Source organism: Streptomyces parvus, from assembly GCF_032121415.1.
GTDB lineage: Bacteria > Actinomycetota > Actinomycetes > Streptomycetales > Streptomycetaceae > Streptomyces > Streptomyces globisporus_A.
In genome coordinates this window covers 5,328,989-5,347,182 of record NZ_CP135079.1, presented here as the reverse complement: position 1 = coordinate 5,347,182, position 18,194 = coordinate 5,328,989, and the positions used below count along the sequence as shown (strand labels likewise).

Here is an 18,194-nt window from a genome sequence, read left to right as displayed (position 1 = left end):
CGCGGCAGGCCGCACAGGAGGTAGGGGCCCCTCGCTCAGGCCAGTGCCCGTACGCCCGCCGTGACCACAACGCCCGCGCCGACGACGACCAGGAAGGGGGCGCGGAGGACCAGGGCGAGTGCCGCCGCGCCGAGACCGGCGGCCCGGGCGTCGAGGACGATCTGCTGGCCGTCGCCGAAGGTCTGCTGCGCGGTGAGTGCCGCCAGCAGCGCCACGGGCAGCAGGGCGGCCATCCGCTGGACGAGCGGCCGCTCCAGAACGCCCGCGGGCACCAGCAGGCCCAGGAGTTTGGCGAGGTAGCACCCCGCCACGGTCAGTCCGATGGCAATCCAGACGTTCATGAGCGCCGCTCACCCTTCTTCCGCTGTGTCACCGAACCGTTCGAGCCGCCCGGTCCCCGCTTCGTCCGTCCCATGAGGAAGAGGACGACGGGCGCGGCGAGCGCAGACAGCAGGACGGGCACCCCCGCCGGCAGCACGGGCAGCAGTGTCAGGGCGAGGAGGACGGCCAGTCCCGCAGTGACGCGTTCGGTGGAGCTTTTGAGCATCGGCGCGAGCAGCGCGAGGAACACCGCGGGACTCGCCGCGTCGAGGCCCCAAGCGTCGGTGTCGCCCAGTGCCTCGGCGCCCAGAGCACCGACCAGGGTGGTGAGGTTCCACAGCACGTAGAGGGTGAGTCCGGTGACCGTGAAGCCGATGCGCGCGGCCCGCCGGGTGGGCTGGGGCAGGGTGACGGCGGTCGTCTCGTCGATGACCCAGTGGGCGGCGAACGGCCGTACCGCACGGGGAAGGGCGAGCAGTTGCGAGAGGCGCAGACCGTAGAACGCGTTCCGGACGCCCAGGAAGAACGCCCCGGCCGCCGCGGTGTACGGGTTGCCGCCCGCGGCCAGCGCCCCGACCAGGGCGAACTGCGAGGCGCCGGTGAAGACGAGAAGGCTCAGGACGCAGGTCTGGAGCAGGCTGAGGCCGGAGCCGGCGGAGGTGACGCCGAAGGCGAAACCGGAGAGGCCGACGGCGATGCCGACGCCGAGCGCGTCCCGGACGACGGCCGCGTCCGGCTTGTCCGGCCGGTCCTGGACCGCCGGGCCGGGCGGACCCGCGGATATCCCACCGGGCGTGCCGGTGCTCTCTGGGGGTGCTGTCTGTTCTGCCACGTCCGGAACGCTACGGGGGTCTTACCGGCCCGGTCTTGTACGTTCTTGCACGCCCGAACGGTGCGTTCGGTGCGCGTCCGGTGCCTCCCCGCGCCCTCGCCGGCCGGGGCGCAGCACTCCGCGCTCGCGCTGGTACGCGCCCGGCGGCACACCCACGATCCGGGTGAAGTGCCGATTGAGGTGGGGTTGATCCGTGAAGCCGACGGCGGTCGCGGCCTCGGCGGGGGCGACCCCGGCGTCGAGCATGCGGCGGGCCCTGCGCACCCGGGCGTCCGTGAGCCAGGTGTGGGGCGGCATCCCGTACTCCTTCTTGAAGGCCCTCAGCAGCGCGAACGGGCCGGTGCCCAGCTCGGCGGCGAGGGTCTCCAGCGTGGGCGGGTCGGCCATGCGCTCTTCCAGCACGGCGCGGGCGCGTACGGCGTTCCGCGCGCCCCCGGCGTGCGTGGTCAGCCCGGGCAACGGGCTGCCGTGCCGACTGAGGAGCCGGGTGACCAGGATCCGCAGCAGGCTGTCGGCGGCCAGCGCGTTGCCCTCTTCCGCCGCCCGGTGCACCTCGGTGATCAGCCGGGAGCCGTGGGGGTCGGTCACCCGGGTCTCGGCGAAGCCGACCGTACCGCGCAGGGACGTCACCTCGGCCGCGATGTCGTTGACGACCTGGGCCGACGGGTAGAGCGTGGAGTACGCCCAGCCCTCGGGCGCCCCGGAGCGTGCGGTGTGCGGCACCTCCGGGTTGATCATGACGACGGTTCCGGGGACCGCGTGGACCGTGCCGCCCGGCAGCCCCACGTCCTCCACCCCGCCGGTGACCGCCCCGAAGACATAGCCCTCGTGGCTGTGCCGGGGGAAGGTGTGGCGGACGTACCGGGCGCGCAGCAGATCGAGGTCGGGCAGCGCGGCGTACTGCCAGTGCCGTGCCCACTCCGCCGCGCCGTCCGCTCTCGCCATGGGCCCATTCTCGCAGGTCCGGGTGGTGCGCGACCGGCCGAGCGGGCCCCCGTGCGCGGTGTCACCGGCCCGTTGTCAGTGGCGGGGTGCACGATGGGGGACATGACCGGATCCGCGCTCGACGCGTTCTCGCCCGCGACCCGCAGCTGGTTCGCCGGGGCCTTCAGCGCGCCCACCGCCGCGCAGGAGGGCGCCTGGCGGGCCATCGGCGAGGGCAGTGACGTCCTGGTCGTCGCGCCGACCGGTTCCGGCAAGACGCTGGCCGCGTTCCTCGCCTCGCTGGACCGGCTGGCCGCCGAGCCGCCGCCCGCCGACGCCAAGAAGCGCTGCCGTGTGCTGTACGTGTCTCCGCTCAAGGCCCTCGCGGTCGACGTCGAGCGCAATCTCCGCTCGCCGCTGACCGGCATCCGCCAGGAGTCGGTGCGCCTGGGCCTGCCGGAGCCCGGGGTGCGCGTCGGTATCCGCTCCGGGGACACCCCGCCGGCCGAGCGGCGCTCCATGGTGACCCGACCGCCGGACATCCTGATCACCACGCCCGAATCGCTGTTCCTCATGCTGACGTCCTCCGCCCGGGACGCGCTGGCGGGCGTCGAGACGGTGATCCTCGACGAGGTGCACGCGGTCGCCGGGACGAAGCGGGGCGCCCATCTCGCCCTCTCGCTGGAGCGGCTCGACGGGTTGCTTGCCCGGCCCGCCCGGCGCATCGGCCTGTCCGCGACGGTCCGGCCGGTCGACGAGGTGGCCCGCTTCCTGTCGCCGCAGCGGAAGGTGGAGATCGTCCAGCCCCGGTCCACCAAGGAGTTCGACCTCTCGGTCGTCGTCCCGGTCGAGGATCTGGGCGAGCTGGGCGGCTCCCCCGCCACCGACGGCGACTCCGGCCAGGCGGACAAACCCTCGATCTGGCCGCATGTCGAGGAGCGCATCGCCGATCTCGTCCAGTCGCACCGCTCCACCATCGTCTTCGCCAACTCCCGGCGGCTGGCGGAACGCCTGTGCAACCGGCTGAACGAGATCGCCTACGAGCGGGTGACCGGCACCGCCTTCGACCCCGACGATCCGGCCCCCGCGCTGCCGGAGGCGCACGCCCCCGCCGAGGTCATGGCCCAGTCCGGAGCGGGCAAGGGCGCCCCCGCCCTGCTGGCCCGAGCCCACCACGGCTCGGTCTCCAAGGAGCAGCGCGCCCAGGTCGAGGAGGACCTCAAGGCGGGCCGGCTGCCCGCCGTGGTGGCCACCTCCAGCCTGGAGCTGGGGATCGACATGGGCGCGGTCGACCTGGTGGTCCAGGTGGAGTCCCCGCCCTCCGTCGCCTCCGGGCTGCAGCGGGTGGGCCGGGCCGGACACCAGGTGGGCGCGGTCTCGACCGGAGTGGTCTTCCCGAAGTACCGGGGCGATCTGGTGCAGGCCGCCGTGGTCACCGAGCGGATGCGTGAGGGGGCCATCGAGGCGCTGCGCATCCCGGCCAATCCGCTGGACGTCCTGGCGCAGCAGCTGGTCGCCATGGTGGCCCTGGACAGCTGGCAGGCCGACGACCTGCTGGCCCTGGTGCGGCGGGCCGCGCCGTTCGCCTCACTGCCCGAGTCGGCGTTCACCGCCGTCCTCGACATGCTCGCCGGGCGCTATCCCTCCGACGCCTTCGCGGAGCTGCGCCCCCGGGTGGTGTGGGACCGCGTGGGGGGTACGGTCACCGGCCGCCCCGGTGCGCAGCGGCTCGCCGTCACCTCGGGCGGCACGATTCCGGACCGCGGTCTCTTCGGGGTCTTCCTGGCCGGGGCGGACCCCAAGAAGGGCGGCGGCCGGGTCGGCGAGCTGGACGAGGAGATGGTCTACGAGTCCCGCGTCGGCGACGTCTTCACCCTGGGCACCACGTCCTGGCGGATCGAGGACATCACCCGGGACCGGGTCCTCGTCTCACCCGCCCCGGGCGTTCCGGGGAGGCTGCCGTTCTGGAAGGGCGACCAGTTGGGCCGCCCGCTGGAGCTGGGCCGCGCCCTGGGGGCGTTCCTCCGGGAGATCGGCGGCCTGTCCGAGGAGGATGCCCGGCTGCGGCTGCTCGCCGCCGGGCTCGACACCTGGGCGGCGGACAACATCCTGGCCTATCTGGACGAGCAGCGCCGGGCCTGCGGCCATGTGCCGGACGACCGGACCATCCTGGTCGAGCGGTTCCGGGACGAGCTGGGCGACTGGCGGGTCGTCGTGCACTCCCCCTTCGGCGCCCAGGTGCACGCCCCCTGGGCGCTCGCCCTCTCCGCTCGCCTCGCCGAGCGCTACGGCATGGACGCCCAGGTCATGCACGCCGACGACGGGATCGTGCTGCGGCTGCCCGACGCGGACATGATGGGCCTGGATCTGCTCGACTTCGACGCCCCGGGGGCCTCAGGGACGTCGGAGAGCGAGAACGGCGGACCGGCGCCGGCGGCCGTGGCGTACGACAGCGACCAGCCCCCGGTGGCGGCGGCCGACGTCGTCTTCGACCAGGGCGAGGTCCAGCAGATCGTCACCGACCAGGTGGGCGGATCGGCCCTGTTCGCCGCCCGGTTCCGGGAGTGCGCCGCGCGCGCCCTGCTGCTGCCCCGGCGCTCCCCCGGCAAGCGCACCCCGCTCTGGCAGCAGCGCCAGCGGGCCTCCCAGCTGCTCCAGGTCGCCTCCGAGTTCGGCTCCTTCCCGATCGTCCTGGAGGCCGTCCGCGAATGCCTCCAGGACGTGTTCGACGTCCCCGGTCTCACGGAACTGATGGGCGATCTGGAGGCGCGCCGGGTCCGGCTGGTCGAGGTGACCACCCAGGAGCCCTCGCCGTTCGCCCGCTCGCTCCTCTTCGGATATGTGGCCCAGTTCCTGTACGAGGGCGACTCACCGCTGGCCGAGCGGCGCGCCGCCGCCCTCTCCCTGGATTCCCATCTCCTGGCCGAGCTGCTGGGCCAGGCGGAGCTGCGCGAGCTGCTCGACCCCGAGGTCCTCACCGAGCTGGAGCGGGAACTGCAGTGGCTCACCGAGGACCGGCGCGTCAAGGACGCCGAAGGGGTCGCCGACCTCCTCCGTGTGCTCGGTCCGCTGACCGACGCCGAGCTGGCCGAGCGGGGCGCCGAGCCGTCCTGGGCGTCGGAGCTGGCGGCGGCCCGCCGGGCGATCCAGGTCCGGATCGCCGGAGCCGACCACTGGGCGGCGATCGAGGACGCGGGTCGGCTGCGCGACGCCCTGGGCACCGCGCTTCCGGTCGGCGTCCCCGAGGCGTTCACCGAGCCGGTGAAGGACCCGCTCGGCGACCTCCTCGCCCGGTACGCACGGACCCACGGCCCGTTCGCCGCCGCCCGGGCCGCCGAGCGCTTCGGTCTCGGCACCGCCGTCACCGACGGCGCGCTGCAACGCCTCTCGGCCTCCGGCAGGACCGTCCAGGGTGAGTTCCACCCGGCGGGCATCGGCCAGGAGTGGTGCGACGCCACGGTGCTGCGCCGACTCCGCCGCCGGTCGCTGGCGGCGCTCCGCCAGGAGCTGGAGCCCGTGCCACCGGCGGCCCTGGCCTCCTTCCTCCCTCAGTGGCAGCACTTCGGCTCCAACCGGCTGCGGGGCATCGACGGGCTGGCCCGCGCCGTCGAGCAGCTCCAGGGCGCGCCCGTGCCCGCGTCGGCGCTGGAGAAGCTGATCCTGCCGAGCCGGGTCCTCGGCTACACCCCGGCGATGCTCGACGAGCTCACGACCACGGGCGAGGTCGTCTGGGCGGGGACGGGGGCGCTGCCCGGCAAGGACGGCTGGGTCTCCCTCTACCTCGCCGACAGCGCACCGCTGCTCCTGGCTCCCCCGCACCCGCTGGAGCTGTCGGCGCTCCACGAGTCGGTGCTCACCACGCTCTCCGGCGGATACGGCCTCTTCTTCCGCCAGATCGCCGACCAGGTCCGGGCCACCACCCACCCGGACTGCACGGACCAGCAGCTGGCCGACTCCCTGTGGGATCTGGCCTGGTCCGGGCGGCTCACCAACGACACCCTGGCCCCGCTGCGCTCGCTCCTGGGCTCCGGGCGGACAGCGGGTTCCACCGCCCACCGCTCCCGGCGCAGCGTCCCGCGCGGGCGTTACGGCTCGCTCACCGCCGCTGCCCGGCCCGCGTCCCGGACCGGCCCGCCGACCGTGTCGGGCCGCTGGTCCCTGCTGCCCCCGGTCGAGCCGGAGCGGACCCACCGCGCCCACGCCCTGGCCAGGACCCTCCTCGACCGGCACGGCGTGGTGACCCGCGGTGCGGTGCAGGCCGAGGGGGTGGAGGGCGGCTTCTCCGCGACGTACCGCGTCCTGGCCGCCTTCGAGGACAGCGGGCAGGCGCGGCGCGGCTATGTGGTCGAGGGGCTGGGGGCCGCCCAGTTCGCGATGGACGGGGCGGTGGACCGGCTGCGGGCGGCCTCCACGGCTCGCGACCGCCGGGATCCCGAGATCACACCCGAGGCCCTGGTGCTCGCCGCGGCCGACCCGGCCAACGCGTACGGCGCGGCGCTGCCGTGGCCGGAGTCCCCGGACGGCGCCGGACACAAACCGGGCCGCAAGGCGGGGGCGCTGGTGGTCCTCGTCGACGGCGAGCTGACGCTCTACATGGAGCGGGGCGGCAAGACCCTCCTGGCCTGGCCGTCCGACCCCGAGGCCCCGGCCCTGCGAGCGGCGGCCGAGGCCCTGGCCGCCTCCGCCCGCGCCGGTGCCCTGGGCACGGTGACGGTGGAGCGGACGAACGGCGTCTCCGCCCTCATCTCGCCCCTGGGCCGGACGCTGGAGGCGGCCGGCTTCCTGGCCACCCCGAAAGGTCTGCGCCTGCGCGCCTGACCTGAACCGGCACGCCACCCGGGGGCCGGCAGCCCGGACCGGCGCGCAATCGCTCCCGCGCAGCCATCATGGAGGCATGCCCGAAGGAGACACGGTCCTGCAGACCGCCACCCGGCTGCACGCGGCGCTTGCGGGGCAGGTGCTGACCCGGTCGGACCTGCGCGTCCCCCGATTCGCCACCGCCGACCTCACCGGCCGGACCGTCCTGGACGTCACCGCGCGCGGCAAGCACCTGCTGACCCGGATCGAGGGAGGCCTGACCCTGCACAGCCACCTCCGGATGGACGGGGCCTGGCGGGTGTTCGCCCCGGACGAGCGCTGGCGGGGCGGCCCCGGCCACCAGATCCGCGCGATCCTCGGCAACACCGAGCACACCGCCGTCGGCTACCGGCTCCCCGTGCTGGAACTGCTGCGCACCGACGAGGAGGACCGGGCCGTGGGACATCTGGGGCCGGATCTGCTGGGTCCCGACTGGGATGTCGGCCTCGCCCTGGACCGGCTGCTCGCCGCGCCGGACCGCCCCCTCGGGGAAGCGCTCCTGGACCAGCGCAATCTGGCGGGAATCGGCAACGTGTACAAGTGCGAGCTCTGCTTCCTCGCCCGCGTCACCCCGTGGCTCCCCGTGGGCGCCCTCCCCGACGGCGTACTCCCCCGGCTCGTCACCCTCGCCGAGCGCCTGCTGCACGCCAACCGCGAACGCCCCACCCGCACGACGACGATCACCTCCGAACTCCGCACCCCGCCGTCCCGGGGCCTCGGCCCCCGCTCGGCCCCGGCCACCGGCCGCCCCCGGCCACGCCCACCCCACCGCGTGCAGGAGCGGCTGTTTGTCTACGGGCGGGCCCGCAGGCCCTGTCTGCGCTGCGGCACCCCGATCCGCCTGGCCGACCAGGACGACCGGCCCACCTACTGGTGCCCGGGCTGCCAATCGGGACCGACCCCCTAGGTGACGCACCGTCAGATCCAGTCGTACGGTCCGGTCATGGCTCTCTCGGCGTACGACCTCACGGGCCGCGCCGCGTTCGTCACCGGTGCCGCGAGCGGGATCGGGCGGGCCGGCGCCCTGCTCCTGGCGGAGGCCGGAGCCCTGGTGCACTGCGCGGACCGCGACGAGACGGGCCTGCGCCGGACGTACGACCTGATCGTCGACGCGGGCGGCAGCGCCCGGACCCACCCCCTGGACGTCACCGACCGCGACCGGGTCCGTGCCGCGGTCGCCGACGCGGGACGTCTCGACATCCTGGTCGCCGCCGCCGGGATCATGCACACCGGCAGCGTGCTGGAGACGGCGGACGAGGACCTGGACCGTGTGCTGGCGGCCAATTTCGAGGGGGTGCTGTACGCCTGCCAGGAAGTGGCCCGCTCCGCCCCCGGTCCCTTGATCACCATGGCGTCGGGCGCCGTGGACTCCGCGAGCGCGGGCCTGCTCTGCTACAGCGTCGCGAAGGCCGCCGTGGTGCAGCTCACCAGGACGCCGGCCACGGAGCTGGGGCCGCACGCCATACGGGTGAACGCCGTCGCTCCTGGCTGGATCCGTACACCGATGACCGACCGACACGGTGCCGCCGGGCAGCACCGGGCGGAGGCGGCGATGTCCCGGCTCTCCCCGCTGGGCCGGGTCGGCGAGCCCGAGGACGTCGCCCGTACCGTGCCGCACCCGGCCTCGGACGCCTCGGCCTTCATGACCGGCCAGATCCTCCGGCCGAACGGCGGCGTCGCCATGCCCTGGTGAGCCGCCCAGGAGCCGCGCCCGAGCCCAAGGGGACCACCGAGGCCACCGACGCGACATGAACCGGCAACAGGCTCAGCCCCCAGCCGCCCGCCGCCACCGCCCCCTCCACCAGCCCCGCCTGGTCCGGACGCAGCACCAGCCGGAGCACCGCCCACCACCACAGCCCGCCGAGAACCAGCGCCGGCACCCATCGCCGTATCATCGCTGCCTCCTGCGGCCGGGGTCCTTTTCGGCAGTTTCCCCTGGCAGCGACGGCCGTGCATCCAGAACGTCCGACCGAAGGGCCACCCACACAGGAGTGCCCCCGCCGAAACGGCGGGGGCACCGAAACCCCGGGCGGCCGGGGCCGCGGGACTACTTGTCGTCGTCCCGGCCCAGGGAGTCCTTGACGCCCTTGGCGCGCTCACCGAGCCCGCCGGCCGTGTCCTTGGCTCCACCCTTGGCCTGGTCGGCCTTGCCCTCGGCCTCCTTGCGGCGGTCGCCGGTCAGCTTGCCGACCGCTTCCTTGCCCTTGCCCTTCATCTTGTCCATGGCTCCGTCGCTCATGATGTCGCTCCTTCGCTCGTCAGACGTATCGCGGTGTTCGGTCGCCGGTCAGGCGCTTTCCGCCTGGAACATCCAGGCGTGCTTCTCGAGCTCTGCCGTCAGCGCGATCAGCAGGTCCTGGGTGATGGGGTCCGGCTCGTCGGTCGCCTCGATGCGCTCCCGCATCCGGCCGATGACCACGGCGAGGGCGTCGACCAGGATCCTCACCGCGTCGGTGTCCTTGATCCAGCCCTCGGGCACGGACGCGATGGCCGTCTCCTTGGCCACGGTGCCGGCGCGCCCGTCCGGGTTGACCCCGACCGCCGAGGCGCGCTCGGCCACGGTGTCGGAGTGCTGACGGGCCGTGGCGACGACGTCGTCGAGCTGAAGGTGCACGGAACGGAAGCGCGGACCGACCACGTTCCAATGGACCTGCTTGGCCACCAGGGAGAGATCGACGAGGTCGACCAGAGCGCCCTGCAGCGCCGTTCCCACGACCTTGAGGTCGCCCTCGGACAACGTGCTCTTGACCACAGACATGTGCGCTACTCCCATCCGTCAGCTTTCACTGACCGTCTCGATGCATTACCCACGATGGCACATTTGCATCAAAACGGTCATGCGGGTCTTGTCCTCCGTGTGCCCACTGACTCCCGCCTCACACACCCGATCCGAAACACACCTGCTGCGGGACGCACCGGACACTCCGGACACCTGACGCAAAAGTCCCGGCCGACCCCGGTGGGGGTCGACCGGGACTCCGGTCGAGCTCAGTGCCGCAGGGATCAGGCGGCGACGACGTCCACCGCTTCCGCGGGCGCCTTGATGGTCACGCGTCCCGACGGCACACCTGCGACCGACGAGACGGAGACGGAATTGAGCATGGGACGAACCGGTACTGGGACCGGATCACTGGCAGCTGCCGACTCGGCCAGCTCTGCGAGCGAGAGCTCGTCGCTCACCTCTCGCATGAGCTCGGACATCCGTACGTCAAGCGCGTCGCAAATCGCGGAGAGCAGCTCGGAAGATGCCTCCTTCTGCCCCCGCTCCACCTCGGAGAGATAACCGAGCGAGACCCGGGCGGACGAGGAGACTTCGCGCAGAGTACGGCCTTGGCGCTGGCGCTGCCGACGCAGCACGTCACCCAGCAGGCGACGGAGCAGAATCATCGGTGGCTCCCTCCTCGGACCGCGTAGCCGCATCCTTCACGCCCTACCGTACCGCCTTGTGCTGCGGGCGTGCGGGGAGCGATGTCGTGTTCACTCAGGGCTGCAAACATCAATTCCCCCCGTGTTGTTCCGTATCCTGTGCCCGCGCATTCCCACCGAGTTCGCTCGCGAGCAGTTCGAGGACGCTGCGCACACTCTCACTACGGATATCCGCCCTCTCACCATTCAACCGCAGAGCCGTCACTTTCTCGACGCCGGAGGGTCCGGCGACGGCCACGTAGACGGTGCCGACGGGCTGCCCGTCCTGGGGTTCCGGCCCCGCGACACCCGTGGTGGAAACACCCCAGTCCGCGTCGAGCGCCCGGCGCACACCGGCCGCCATCTGCAGCGCGACCTCGGGGTCCACCGCGCCGCGCTCCGCCAGAAGGGTCGCGTCGACGCCCAGGACGTCCCGCTTGAGAGGGGTGGCGTAGGCCGTGACCGAGCCTCGGAAGGACCGCGAGGCTCCGGGTACGGAGGTCAGGTCTGCGGCGACCAGGCCGCCGGTCAGCGATTCCGCGACGGCGAGCGTCTCGCCCCGCGCCCCGAGGAGCCGGAGCACCCGGGCAGCGGCTGTCACCGCTCGGCCTCCGCGGCGTCGCGCGCCTCGGCCGTACCGCGTACTTCCGTCACACCGCCGCGTACGTCTGTCACACCGGCCACGGCGCCGGCGGTGGAACCCGCGCCGACCGTGCCCTCGGCTGTACCCCCGGCCGCGGACCGCAGGGCCTCCGTGGCCTGTGCCGCCCGCTCGACCGCGGCGGCGCGCTCCGCCGCCAGGCCCTTGCGGCGCAGGACGACGGCCTGGCGTACGTAATCGAGTCCGGTGACGACCGTCAGCACGACGGCGACCATCATCATCCAGAACCGCAGGGTCGCCAGGGGTCCGGTGAGCGCCAGGACGTACATCCCGACCGCCGTCCCCTGCGCGAGCGTCTTCAGCTTGCCGCCCCGGCTGGCCGGGATCACGGCATGGCGGATCACCCAGAACCGCATCAGCGTGATGCCCAGCTCACGCGCGATGATCACGCCGGTGATCCACCAGGGCAGATCGCCGAGGACGGAGAGCGAGACCAGCGCCGCGCCCATGATCGCTTTGTCGGCGATCGGGTCGGCGATCTTCCCGAAATCGGTGACCAGGTTGTACGTCCGCGCGAGATGGCCGTCGAACAGGTCGGTGATCATGGCGACGGCGAAGGCCGCCCAGGCGAAGGAGCGCCAGGCCGGGTCGTAGCCGCCGTTGTGGAACAGCAGCAGGACGAAGCCGGGTACGAGCAGCAGTCGCACCATGGTCAGGATGTTGGCGATGTTCCACAGGCTGGCCTGGTTGACGGCCGCAGTGCCCAGCTTGCCGCCGCGGGCCGGCTTCGCGCCGGAGCCGCCTGCCGCGGATGCCGGGGCTCCCGTCATCTGGCTGCCTCCGCAAGCTCGTGGTGTTCGGCCACCAGGTCGACGCCCTCGGTGCCCACTGCCTTTGCCTCGACCATACGGCCCGGCACGAGTCCCTCGCGTGTGGTGAAGACCACCTGGCCGTCCGTTTCGGGGGCCTGGTGGGCCGCGCGCCCGATCGCGACCTCGCCGTCGTCCTCCGACTCCACGGACTCCACGAGCACCTGGAGGGTCTCGCCGACGCGCTCCTCGGCCCGCTGCGAGGTCAGCTCCTCGGCCAGCTGGGAGATGTGGGCCAGGCGCTCCGCGATGACGTCGGCGTCCAGCTTGTTCTCGTAGCCGACCGCCTCGGTGCCCTCCTCGTCGGAGTAGCCGAAGACGCCGATCGCGTCGAGGCGCGCGCCGGTGAGGAAGCGTTCCAGCTCGGCGAGGTCCGCCTCGGTCTCGCCGGGGAAGCCGACGATGAAGTTGGAGCGGGCACCTGCCTGGGGCGCCTTGCTCCGGATGGTGTCCAGGAGCTCAAGGAAGCGGTCGGTGTCGCCGAAGCGGCGCATCGCGCGCAGCACGCCGGGGGCGGAGTGCTGGAAGGAGAGGTCGAAGTACGGGGCGACCTTGGGCGTCGAGGTGAGGACGTCGATGAGGCCGGGGCGCATCTCGGCGGGCTGGAGGTAGCTGACCCGGATCCGCTCGATGCCGTCCACGTCGGCCAGCTCGGGCAGCAGGGTCTCCAGGAGGCGGATGTCGCCGAGGTCCTTGCCGTAGGAGGTGTTGTTCTCGGAGACGAGCATGACCTCCTTGACGCCCTGCTCGGCCAGCCAGCGGGTCTCCTGGAGGACGTCCGAGGGCCGCCGCGAGATGAAGGAGCCGCGGAAGGAGGGGATGGCGCAGAAGGAGCAGCGGCGGTCGCAGCCGGAGGCGAGCTTGACCGAGGCGACGGGGCTGGTGCCGAGCCGGCGGCGCAGCGGTGCCCGGGGCCCCGAGACCGGGGCGACGCCTTCGGGCAGGTCCTCGGGGGCCGGGGCGGGCGTCTCCTGGGCGTGGCCGGGCAGCGCCACGGCGGCGTCCTGCCGCTCGGCGGGGCTGATCGGCAGCAGCTTGCGGCGGTCGCGCGGGGTGTGCGAGGCGTGGATGCCGCCGTTGAGGATGGTCTGGAGCCGGTCGGAGATGTCGGCGTAGTCGTCGAATCCGAGGACCCCGTCCGCCTCCGGCAGGGCCTCGGCGAGGTCCTTGCCGTAGCGCTCGGCCATGCAGCCGACGGCGACGACGGCCTGGGTGCGGCCGTGGTCCTTCAGATCGTTGGCTTCGAGCAGGGCGTCGACGGAGTCCTTCTTGGCGGCTTCGACGAACCCACAGGTGTTGACGACTGCGACATCCGCGTCCGAGGCGTCCTCGACGAGGTCCCAGCCGTCCGCTGCCAAGCGGCCTGCAAGCTCCTCCGAGTCCACCTCGTTACGGGCGCAGCCAAGAGTGACAAGGGCGACGGTACGGCGTTCGGGCATGGACTCAAGACTACTTCGTCCCGGCGACCGCCCTGCCGTGCAGGGTTGCCTGCCTCCGCCGCTGTTACTCCCCGTAGCAGCCGGACGGGGCGGGGAACGCCGACGGGCGCCCGGCACGAGGCCGGGCGCCCGTCGGGGCGCGGCAGGGGAAACGAGGGGCGCGGATCAGCCGGCCTCGGGGTCACCCTTGGTGTAGGAGAGCCGTTCGACCTGGCCGGGACCGAAGCGGTCCTCGACCTGCTTGCCGTTGACGAAGAGGTCGATCGACCCGGCGTCGCCGAGGACGAGGTCGATGCGCTCCTTGTCCTGGAAGGTCTTGGACTCGCCTTGGAGCAGCAGCCCGTCGAAGAGCCGCCGTCCGTTGTGGTCCTTGACCGAGATCCAGCTCTTGCCGCGGTCCGCGCTGAGCTTGACCGTCACCTTGTCCCGCGGGGCAGCGGCGATGGCGCTCTCGGAGGGCACGGGCTTGGGGTCGGAGGGCTTGGTGGCGGTGGGCTTGGCCGCGGTCTTGTCGGGCTTGGAGCCCTCCGCGACCTGGGCGGTGCTGGAGGGTTCGTCCTCGCCGCTGAAGAGCGTGAAGCCGACGAACCCGACGACGGCGACGATGGCGGCGACCATGGCGGCGGTCCAGTTGGGCCGCCGGGGTTCGGAGCGGATGCGTTCCGCTTCGAACAGCGGCGCCGCGGGGGTCGGGGCGGGACGGCCGCCGTGATCGGCGTCGTACTCCTCGACCAGCGGTTCCGGATCGAGACCGACGGCACGGGCGAGCGTGCGGATGTGGCCGCGGGCGTAGACATCGCCGCCGCAGCGGGAGAAGTCGTCCTGCTCGATCGCGTGCACGATGGGGATGCGCACCCGGGTGGAGCTGCTGACTTCCTCGACCGTCAGACCCGCGGCGATGCGAGCCTGCTGAAGGGAACGACCGATCGAAGGCCGGTCGTCTTCGGGGGAGTTGCCGATGGACACGGGGGCGCCTTTCGAGCGTGAGCCACCTGCTGGATGTTCAGTCTAGGGGGGGTACGAAAGGGCGGGGCAACCGGGAGGGCCGACTTTGTACGCCATCGGGTTCGCCGGACGTCCGCGCCTCCGGCTCCGGTGCGGAGCGGGGGCGGAGGACAGCCCCGATCGAGGACTGGGCAACCTGTAGTGGGCCGAACGGGGGTGGGAGTAGGGGTGAGGTGGTGACGGAGCGAGCTGCGGGGAGGAGCACGGTTCCGTCCCTCCCTTCAACTGGACGTACGACCGTACGAAACGGTTGCCCACAAAACCTTTACGGAGCGGATTCCGTTACGGAGCGGATTCCCCGCGGATGATGGCCAACACCCCGTCGAGCTCGTCGGGTTTCACCAGGACGTCCCGCGCCTTGGACCCCTCGCTGGGTCCGACGATGGAGCGGGACTCCATCAGGTCCATCAGCCGGCCCGCCTTGGCGAAGCCGACCCGCAGCTTGCGCTGGAGCATCGAGGTCGATCCGAACTGGGTGGAGACGACCAGCTCGGCGGCCTGGCAGAGCAGGTCCAGGTCGTCGCCGATGTCCTCGTCGATCTCCTTCTTCTGCTTCGTACCGACGACGACGTCGTCCCGGAAGACCGGGGCCATCTGGTCCTTGCAGTGCTGGACGACGGCGGCGACCTCGTCCTCGGTGACGAAAGCGCCCTGCATACGGGTGGGTTTGTTGGCGCCCATCGGGAGGAAGAGCGCGTCACCCTTGCCGATCAGCTTCTCCGCGCCGGGCTGGTCGAGGATGACGCGGCTGTCGGCGAGCGACGAGGTGGCGAAGGCGAGCCGGGAGGGCACGTTCGCCTTGATCAGACCGGTCACCACGTCGACCGAGGGCCGCTGGGTGGCGAGCACCAGGTGGATGCCCGCCGCGCGGGCGAGCTGGGTGATCCGGACGATCGAGTCCTCGACGTCGCGCGGGGCCACCATCATCAGGTCGGCCAGCTCGTCGACGATCACCAGCAGATAGGGGTACGGGGACAGCTCCCGCTCGCTCCCCTCGGGGAGCTTCACCTTGCCTTCGCGTACCGCCTTGTTGAAGTCGTCGATGTGCCGGTAGCCGAAGGCGGCGAGGTCGTCGTAGCGCAGGTCCATCTCGCGCACGACCCACTGCAGCGCCTCGGCGGCCTTCTTGGGGTTGGTGATGATCGGGGTGATCAGGTGCGGGATGCCCTCGTACGCGGTCAGCTCGACGCGCTTGGGGTCGACGAGGACCATCCGCACGTCCTCGGGGGTGGCCCGCACCATGACCGAGGTGATCAGGCAGTTGATGCAGGACGACTTACCGGAGCCGGTGGCGCCGGCCACGAGCATGTGGGGCATCTTCGCCAGGCTGTGCATGACGTAGCCGCCCTCGACGTCCTTGCCGAAGGCCACCATCATCGGGTCGTCGTCCTCGGACAGGCGCAGCACGTCGCCGAGGTTGACCATCTCCCGGTCGCTGTTGGGGATCTCGATGCCGACCGCCGACTTGCCCGGGATCGGCGAGATGATCCGGACGTCCGGACTGGCCACCGCGTAGGCGATGTTCTTGGTCAGCGCGGTGATCTTCTCGACCTTCACCGCGGGTCCGAGCTCCACCTCGTACCGGGTGACGGTGGGGCCCCGGGTGAAGCCGGTGACGGCGGCGTCCACCTTGAACTCGGTGAAGACGGTGGTCAGCGACTCGACCACGCGGTCGTTGGCGGCGCTGCGGGTCTTGCCGGGGCCGCCGCGCTCCAGCAGGTCGAGCGAGGGCAGGGAGTACGTGATGTCGCCGGAGAGCTGGAGCTGTTCGGCCCGGGCGGGCAGCCCCGGCGAGGACTCGGGGGCGGGCTTGGTCAGGTCGGGCACCCCGCCCGACCGCTCCTCGGCGCCCTCGGGCGCGGGGGCGGACTTCCGGACTCCGGGCTTCGGGCGCTCCTCCCCCTCGGCCTCCCGGGCCCCGGGCACGGGCGTGCCGGTGCGCTCCCGGTCCGCGGAGACGCCCTGGGTCAGATCGGCGACGACCGGCGAGGGCGGCATGCCGTTGAGCACGGCCCCGTCGAGCGCGGCAGCGGCGGCGGCCGCGACGTCGACCGCGTCCAGCGGCCGGTTCATCGCGGGCTGCGCGGAGGGCCTGCGGGTCCTGCGGCGCTTGGTGAGCGCCTCCTCCTCGGCCTGGTCGTGGACCGGGTCCGCGTCCGTACGCCGTGCGCCGCGCCGACGGGTCCGCTCGGGCAGGGCCTCACGCCACTGTTCGTCGTAGCGCTCGTCGTCGTCCTCGTACCTCTCGATCTCCGCGGGGGTGGGTTCGACGATGCCGAGGCGGACGCCGAGCTGACGCAGCCGCCGCGGAATGGCGTTGACCGGGGTGGCGGTGACGACGAGGAGCCCGAAGACGGTCAGCAGCACCAGCAGCGGTACGGCGAGCACCTCGCCCATCATGAAGATCAGCGGCTTGGACGTGGCCCAGCCCACCAGCCCTCCGGCGTCCTGCATGGCCTCGGTGCCCGCGTCCCGGCCCGGCGAACCGCAGGCGATGTGGACCTGGCCGAGGACGCCGATGACCAGCGCGGAAAGGCCGATGACGATACGGCCGTTGGCCTCGGGCCGCTCCGGGTACAGGATGAGCCGCACCGCCATCGCGCCCAGCAGTATCGGCGCGAGCAGATCGAGCCGGCCGAAGGCGCCGGTCACCAGCATCTCGACCAGGTCGCCGACCGGCCCCTGCAGATTGGACCAGGTACCGGCGGCGACGATCAGCGCCAGGCCGAGCAGCAGCAGTGCGAGCCCGTCCTTGCGGTGGGCGGGGTCAAGTCCCTTGGCGCCACGCCCTATCGAGCGGAACAGCGCGCCGACGCCGTGTGCCGTACCGAGCCAGACCGCGCGCACCAGCCGGTAGACGCCCCCGGTGGGTGACGGCGCGGGTTTGGGCGCGGGCTTCTTGGCCGCCGCCTTCTTCGCGGGAGCCTTCTTGGCGGGAGCCGCCGACTTCTTCGGTGCGGTCTTCTTGACGGGCGCGGCTTTCTTCGCCGGGCCCGGAGTACGGCCGACGCGCTTCGCGGTGCCCGCCGTGCCCTGGGAACCCTTGCCGGACGTACGTGAGGCCATGGTGCCGAGGTTACCGCTGTCGTCGCCCGTGAACACGTTCGCCTACTGGTTCACCCGACCGTGTCGCCTCCGGACGGCCGGGAACTGACGCCGCTTCACAGCAACGGACCCGGGATGTCAGCTCTGTGCGGGCAGGACGCCCCCGCCGGTGCCCGGCTCCAGCGCGTCGAGCGCACGGCGCAGACCGGTCAGCTTGCGCTCCAGGTGAGCGGCGGTGGCGACCGCAGCCGCGTCCGCGTGTTCGTCGTCGAGTTGCTTGGAGAGCGCTTCCGCCTGCTCCTCGACCGCCGCGAGCCGTGCGGAGAGTTCGGCCAGCAGACCGGCCGGCTCCTTGTCGTGCCCACCGCCCGCGTGGCCGTCGCCCTCCAACTGGAGTCGCAGCAGAGCCGCCTGCTCGCGGAGCTTGCAGTTCTTCATGTACAGCTCGACGAAGACGGAGACCTTGGCCCGGAGCACCCACGGGTCGAACGGCTTGGAGATGTAGTCCACCGCACCGGCCGCGTACCCGCGGAACGTGTGGTGCGGACCGTGGTTGATCGCGGTGAGGAAGATGATCGGGATGTCCCGGGTCCGCTCCCGCCGCTTGATGTGCGCGGCGGTCTCGAAACCGTCCATGCCCGGCATCTGGACGTCCAGCAGAATGACCGCGAAGTCGTCCGTGAGCAGCGCTTTGAGCGCCTCCTCCCCTGACGATGCCCGGACCAGTGTCTGATCGAGCGCAGAGAGGATGGCCTCCAGCGCCAGCAGATTCTCCGGCCGGTCATCGACCAGGAGGATCTTGGCCTTCTGCACCATGGCCCGCCCTCCTCGCCCCGGAAATGCACCGGGTGCCGCCCCAGGGGACGACTCCCTTACGCCGTCCGTCCTTGTGCCGG

Annotated in this window: 16 protein-coding genes; 3 read left to right on the top strand and 13 right to left on the bottom strand. The window is 72.4% G+C overall.

Annotated elements, in window-relative coordinates:
- Positions 1-35: 35 nt before the first annotated feature.
- From RNL97_RS25125 to RNL97_RS25115, 3 genes are read right to left on the bottom strand one after another with little or no spacing between them, the layout of a single operon-like run.
- The gene (locus RNL97_RS25125) at positions 36-341 is read right to left on the bottom strand and encodes an AzlD domain-containing protein (RefSeq protein WP_030592241.1); all 306 of its coding nucleotides are present in this window, start codon (positions 339-341) and stop codon (positions 36-38) included.
- Positions 338-1,153 (bottom strand): AzlC family ABC transporter permease, encoded by an 816-nt coding sequence (locus RNL97_RS25120; protein WP_030592244.1) that lies wholly within the window; start codon positions 1,151-1,153, stop codon positions 338-340. The genes RNL97_RS25125 and RNL97_RS25120 overlap by 4 nt, the downstream gene beginning before the upstream one ends.
- Positions 1,154-1,174: 21 nt before the next feature.
- Positions 1,175-2,098, bottom strand: a complete 924-nt coding sequence (locus tag RNL97_RS25115) for an AraC family transcriptional regulator (RefSeq protein WP_243315377.1) — start codon at positions 2,096-2,098, stop codon at positions 1,175-1,177.
- A gap of 102 nt (positions 2,099-2,200) precedes the next feature.
- On the opposite strand from RNL97_RS25115, the gene RNL97_RS25110 reads away from it, so the two are divergent.
- The 3 genes from RNL97_RS25110 (at position 2,201) to RNL97_RS25100 (ending at position 8,627) form a co-directional block, all read left to right on the top strand.
- Entirely contained in the window at positions 2,201-6,895 is a 4,695-nt protein-coding gene (locus RNL97_RS25110) for an Lhr family ATP-dependent helicase (RefSeq protein WP_313751220.1), read from the top strand.
- 76 nt (positions 6,896-6,971) lie between these two features.
- A complete protein-coding gene (locus RNL97_RS25105; RefSeq protein ID WP_243315374.1) occupies positions 6,972-7,841 on the top strand; it encodes an Fpg/Nei family DNA glycosylase in 870 nt (289 codons plus the stop codon).
- Between the two features lie 36 nt (positions 7,842-7,877).
- On the top strand, positions 7,878-8,627 hold the full coding sequence (locus tag RNL97_RS25100; protein WP_313751219.1) for an SDR family NAD(P)-dependent oxidoreductase: 750 nt from the start codon (positions 7,878-7,880) through the stop codon (positions 8,625-8,627).
- Here RNL97_RS25100 and RNL97_RS25095 read toward each other — a convergent pair.
- The 10 genes from RNL97_RS25095 to RNL97_RS25050 form a co-directional block, all read right to left on the bottom strand.
- On the bottom strand, positions 8,575-8,829 hold the full coding sequence (locus tag RNL97_RS25095) for a hypothetical protein (protein ID WP_078652189.1): 255 nt from the start codon (positions 8,827-8,829) through the stop codon (positions 8,575-8,577). The genes RNL97_RS25100 and RNL97_RS25095 overlap by 53 nt on opposite strands.
- A 152-nt stretch (positions 8,830-8,981) precedes the next feature.
- The gene (locus RNL97_RS25090) at positions 8,982-9,173 is read right to left on the bottom strand and encodes a CsbD family protein (RefSeq protein ID WP_030592257.1); all 192 of its coding nucleotides are present in this window, start codon (positions 9,171-9,173) and stop codon (positions 8,982-8,984) included.
- A 48-nt stretch (positions 9,174-9,221) separates the two neighbouring features.
- A complete protein-coding gene (locus RNL97_RS25085; protein WP_030592260.1) occupies positions 9,222-9,692 on the bottom strand; it encodes a Dps family protein in 471 nt (156 codons plus the stop codon).
- 245 nt (positions 9,693-9,937) lie between these two features.
- The gene (locus tag RNL97_RS25080; protein WP_003965837.1) at positions 9,938-10,321 is read right to left on the bottom strand and encodes a helix-turn-helix domain-containing protein; all 384 of its coding nucleotides are present in this window, start codon (positions 10,319-10,321) and stop codon (positions 9,938-9,940) included.
- Positions 10,322-10,430: 109 nt separating this feature from the next.
- Positions 10,431-10,940, bottom strand: coding sequence for a CinA family protein (locus tag RNL97_RS25075; RefSeq protein WP_030592263.1), 510 nt, complete (start codon positions 10,938-10,940; stop codon positions 10,431-10,433).
- Positions 10,937-11,770 (bottom strand): CDP-diacylglycerol--glycerol-3-phosphate 3-phosphatidyltransferase, encoded by an 834-nt coding sequence (gene pgsA, locus RNL97_RS25070; RefSeq protein WP_030592266.1) that lies wholly within the window; start codon positions 11,768-11,770, stop codon positions 10,937-10,939. Before pgsA ends, RNL97_RS25075 begins: the two co-directional genes overlap by 4 nt.
- Positions 11,767-13,248, bottom strand: coding sequence for a 30S ribosomal protein S12 methylthiotransferase RimO (gene rimO / locus RNL97_RS25065; protein WP_030592269.1), 1,482 nt, complete (start codon positions 13,246-13,248; stop codon positions 11,767-11,769). Before rimO ends, pgsA begins: the two co-directional genes overlap by 4 nt.
- Before the next feature lie 165 nt (positions 13,249-13,413).
- Positions 13,414-14,214, bottom strand: a complete 801-nt coding sequence (locus RNL97_RS25060) for a helix-turn-helix domain-containing protein (RefSeq protein ID WP_030592272.1) — start codon at positions 14,212-14,214, stop codon at positions 13,414-13,416.
- 321 nt (positions 14,215-14,535) lie between these two features.
- Positions 14,536-17,319, bottom strand: a complete 2,784-nt coding sequence (locus tag RNL97_RS25055) for a DNA translocase FtsK (RefSeq protein ID WP_243315367.1) — start codon at positions 17,317-17,319, stop codon at positions 14,536-14,538.
- Positions 17,320-17,436: 117 nt separating this feature from the next.
- Complete coding sequence (locus RNL97_RS25050; protein ID WP_030592279.1) at positions 17,437-18,114, bottom strand: response regulator; 678 nt, start codon at positions 18,112-18,114, stop codon at positions 17,437-17,439.
- Positions 18,115-18,194 lie beyond the last annotated feature (80 nt).

Bases quoted from the DNA above. Each gene is read 5' to 3' on its own strand.
- RNL97_RS25100 (WP_313751219.1), top strand. From the start codon at position 7,878: ATGGCTCTCTCGGCGTACGACCTCACGGGCCGCGCCGCGTTCGTCACC.
- RNL97_RS25055 (WP_243315367.1), bottom strand. From the start codon at position 17,319: ATGGCCTCACGTACGTCCGGCAAGGGTTCCCAGGGCACGGCGGGCACC.
- RNL97_RS25080 (WP_003965837.1), bottom strand. From the start codon at position 10,321: ATGATTCTGCTCCGTCGCCTGCTGGGTGACGTGCTGCGTCGGCAGCGC.
- RNL97_RS25095 (WP_078652189.1), bottom strand. From the start codon at position 8,829: ATGATACGGCGATGGGTGCCGGCGCTGGTTCTCGGCGGGCTGTGGTGG.
- RNL97_RS25105 (WP_243315374.1), top strand. From the start codon at position 6,972: ATGCCCGAAGGAGACACGGTCCTGCAGACCGCCACCCGGCTGCACGCG.
- pgsA (WP_030592266.1), bottom strand. From the start codon at position 11,770: ATGACGGGAGCCCCGGCATCCGCGGCAGGCGGCTCCGGCGCGAAGCCG.
- RNL97_RS25115 (WP_243315377.1), bottom strand. From the start codon at position 2,098: ATGGCGAGAGCGGACGGCGCGGCGGAGTGGGCACGGCACTGGCAGTAC.
- RNL97_RS25125 (WP_030592241.1), bottom strand. From the start codon at position 341: ATGAACGTCTGGATTGCCATCGGACTGACCGTGGCGGGGTGCTACCTC.
- RNL97_RS25090 (WP_030592257.1), bottom strand. From the start codon at position 9,173: ATGAGCGACGGAGCCATGGACAAGATGAAGGGCAAGGGCAAGGAAGCG.
- RNL97_RS25050 (WP_030592279.1), bottom strand. From the start codon at position 18,114: ATGGTGCAGAAGGCCAAGATCCTCCTGGTCGATGACCGGCCGGAGAAT.
- RNL97_RS25110 (WP_313751220.1), top strand. From the start codon at position 2,201: ATGACCGGATCCGCGCTCGACGCGTTCTCGCCCGCGACCCGCAGCTGG.
- RNL97_RS25085 (WP_030592260.1), bottom strand. From the start codon at position 9,692: ATGTCTGTGGTCAAGAGCACGTTGTCCGAGGGCGACCTCAAGGTCGTG.
- rimO (WP_030592269.1), bottom strand. From the start codon at position 13,248: ATGCCCGAACGCCGTACCGTCGCCCTTGTCACTCTTGGCTGCGCCCGT.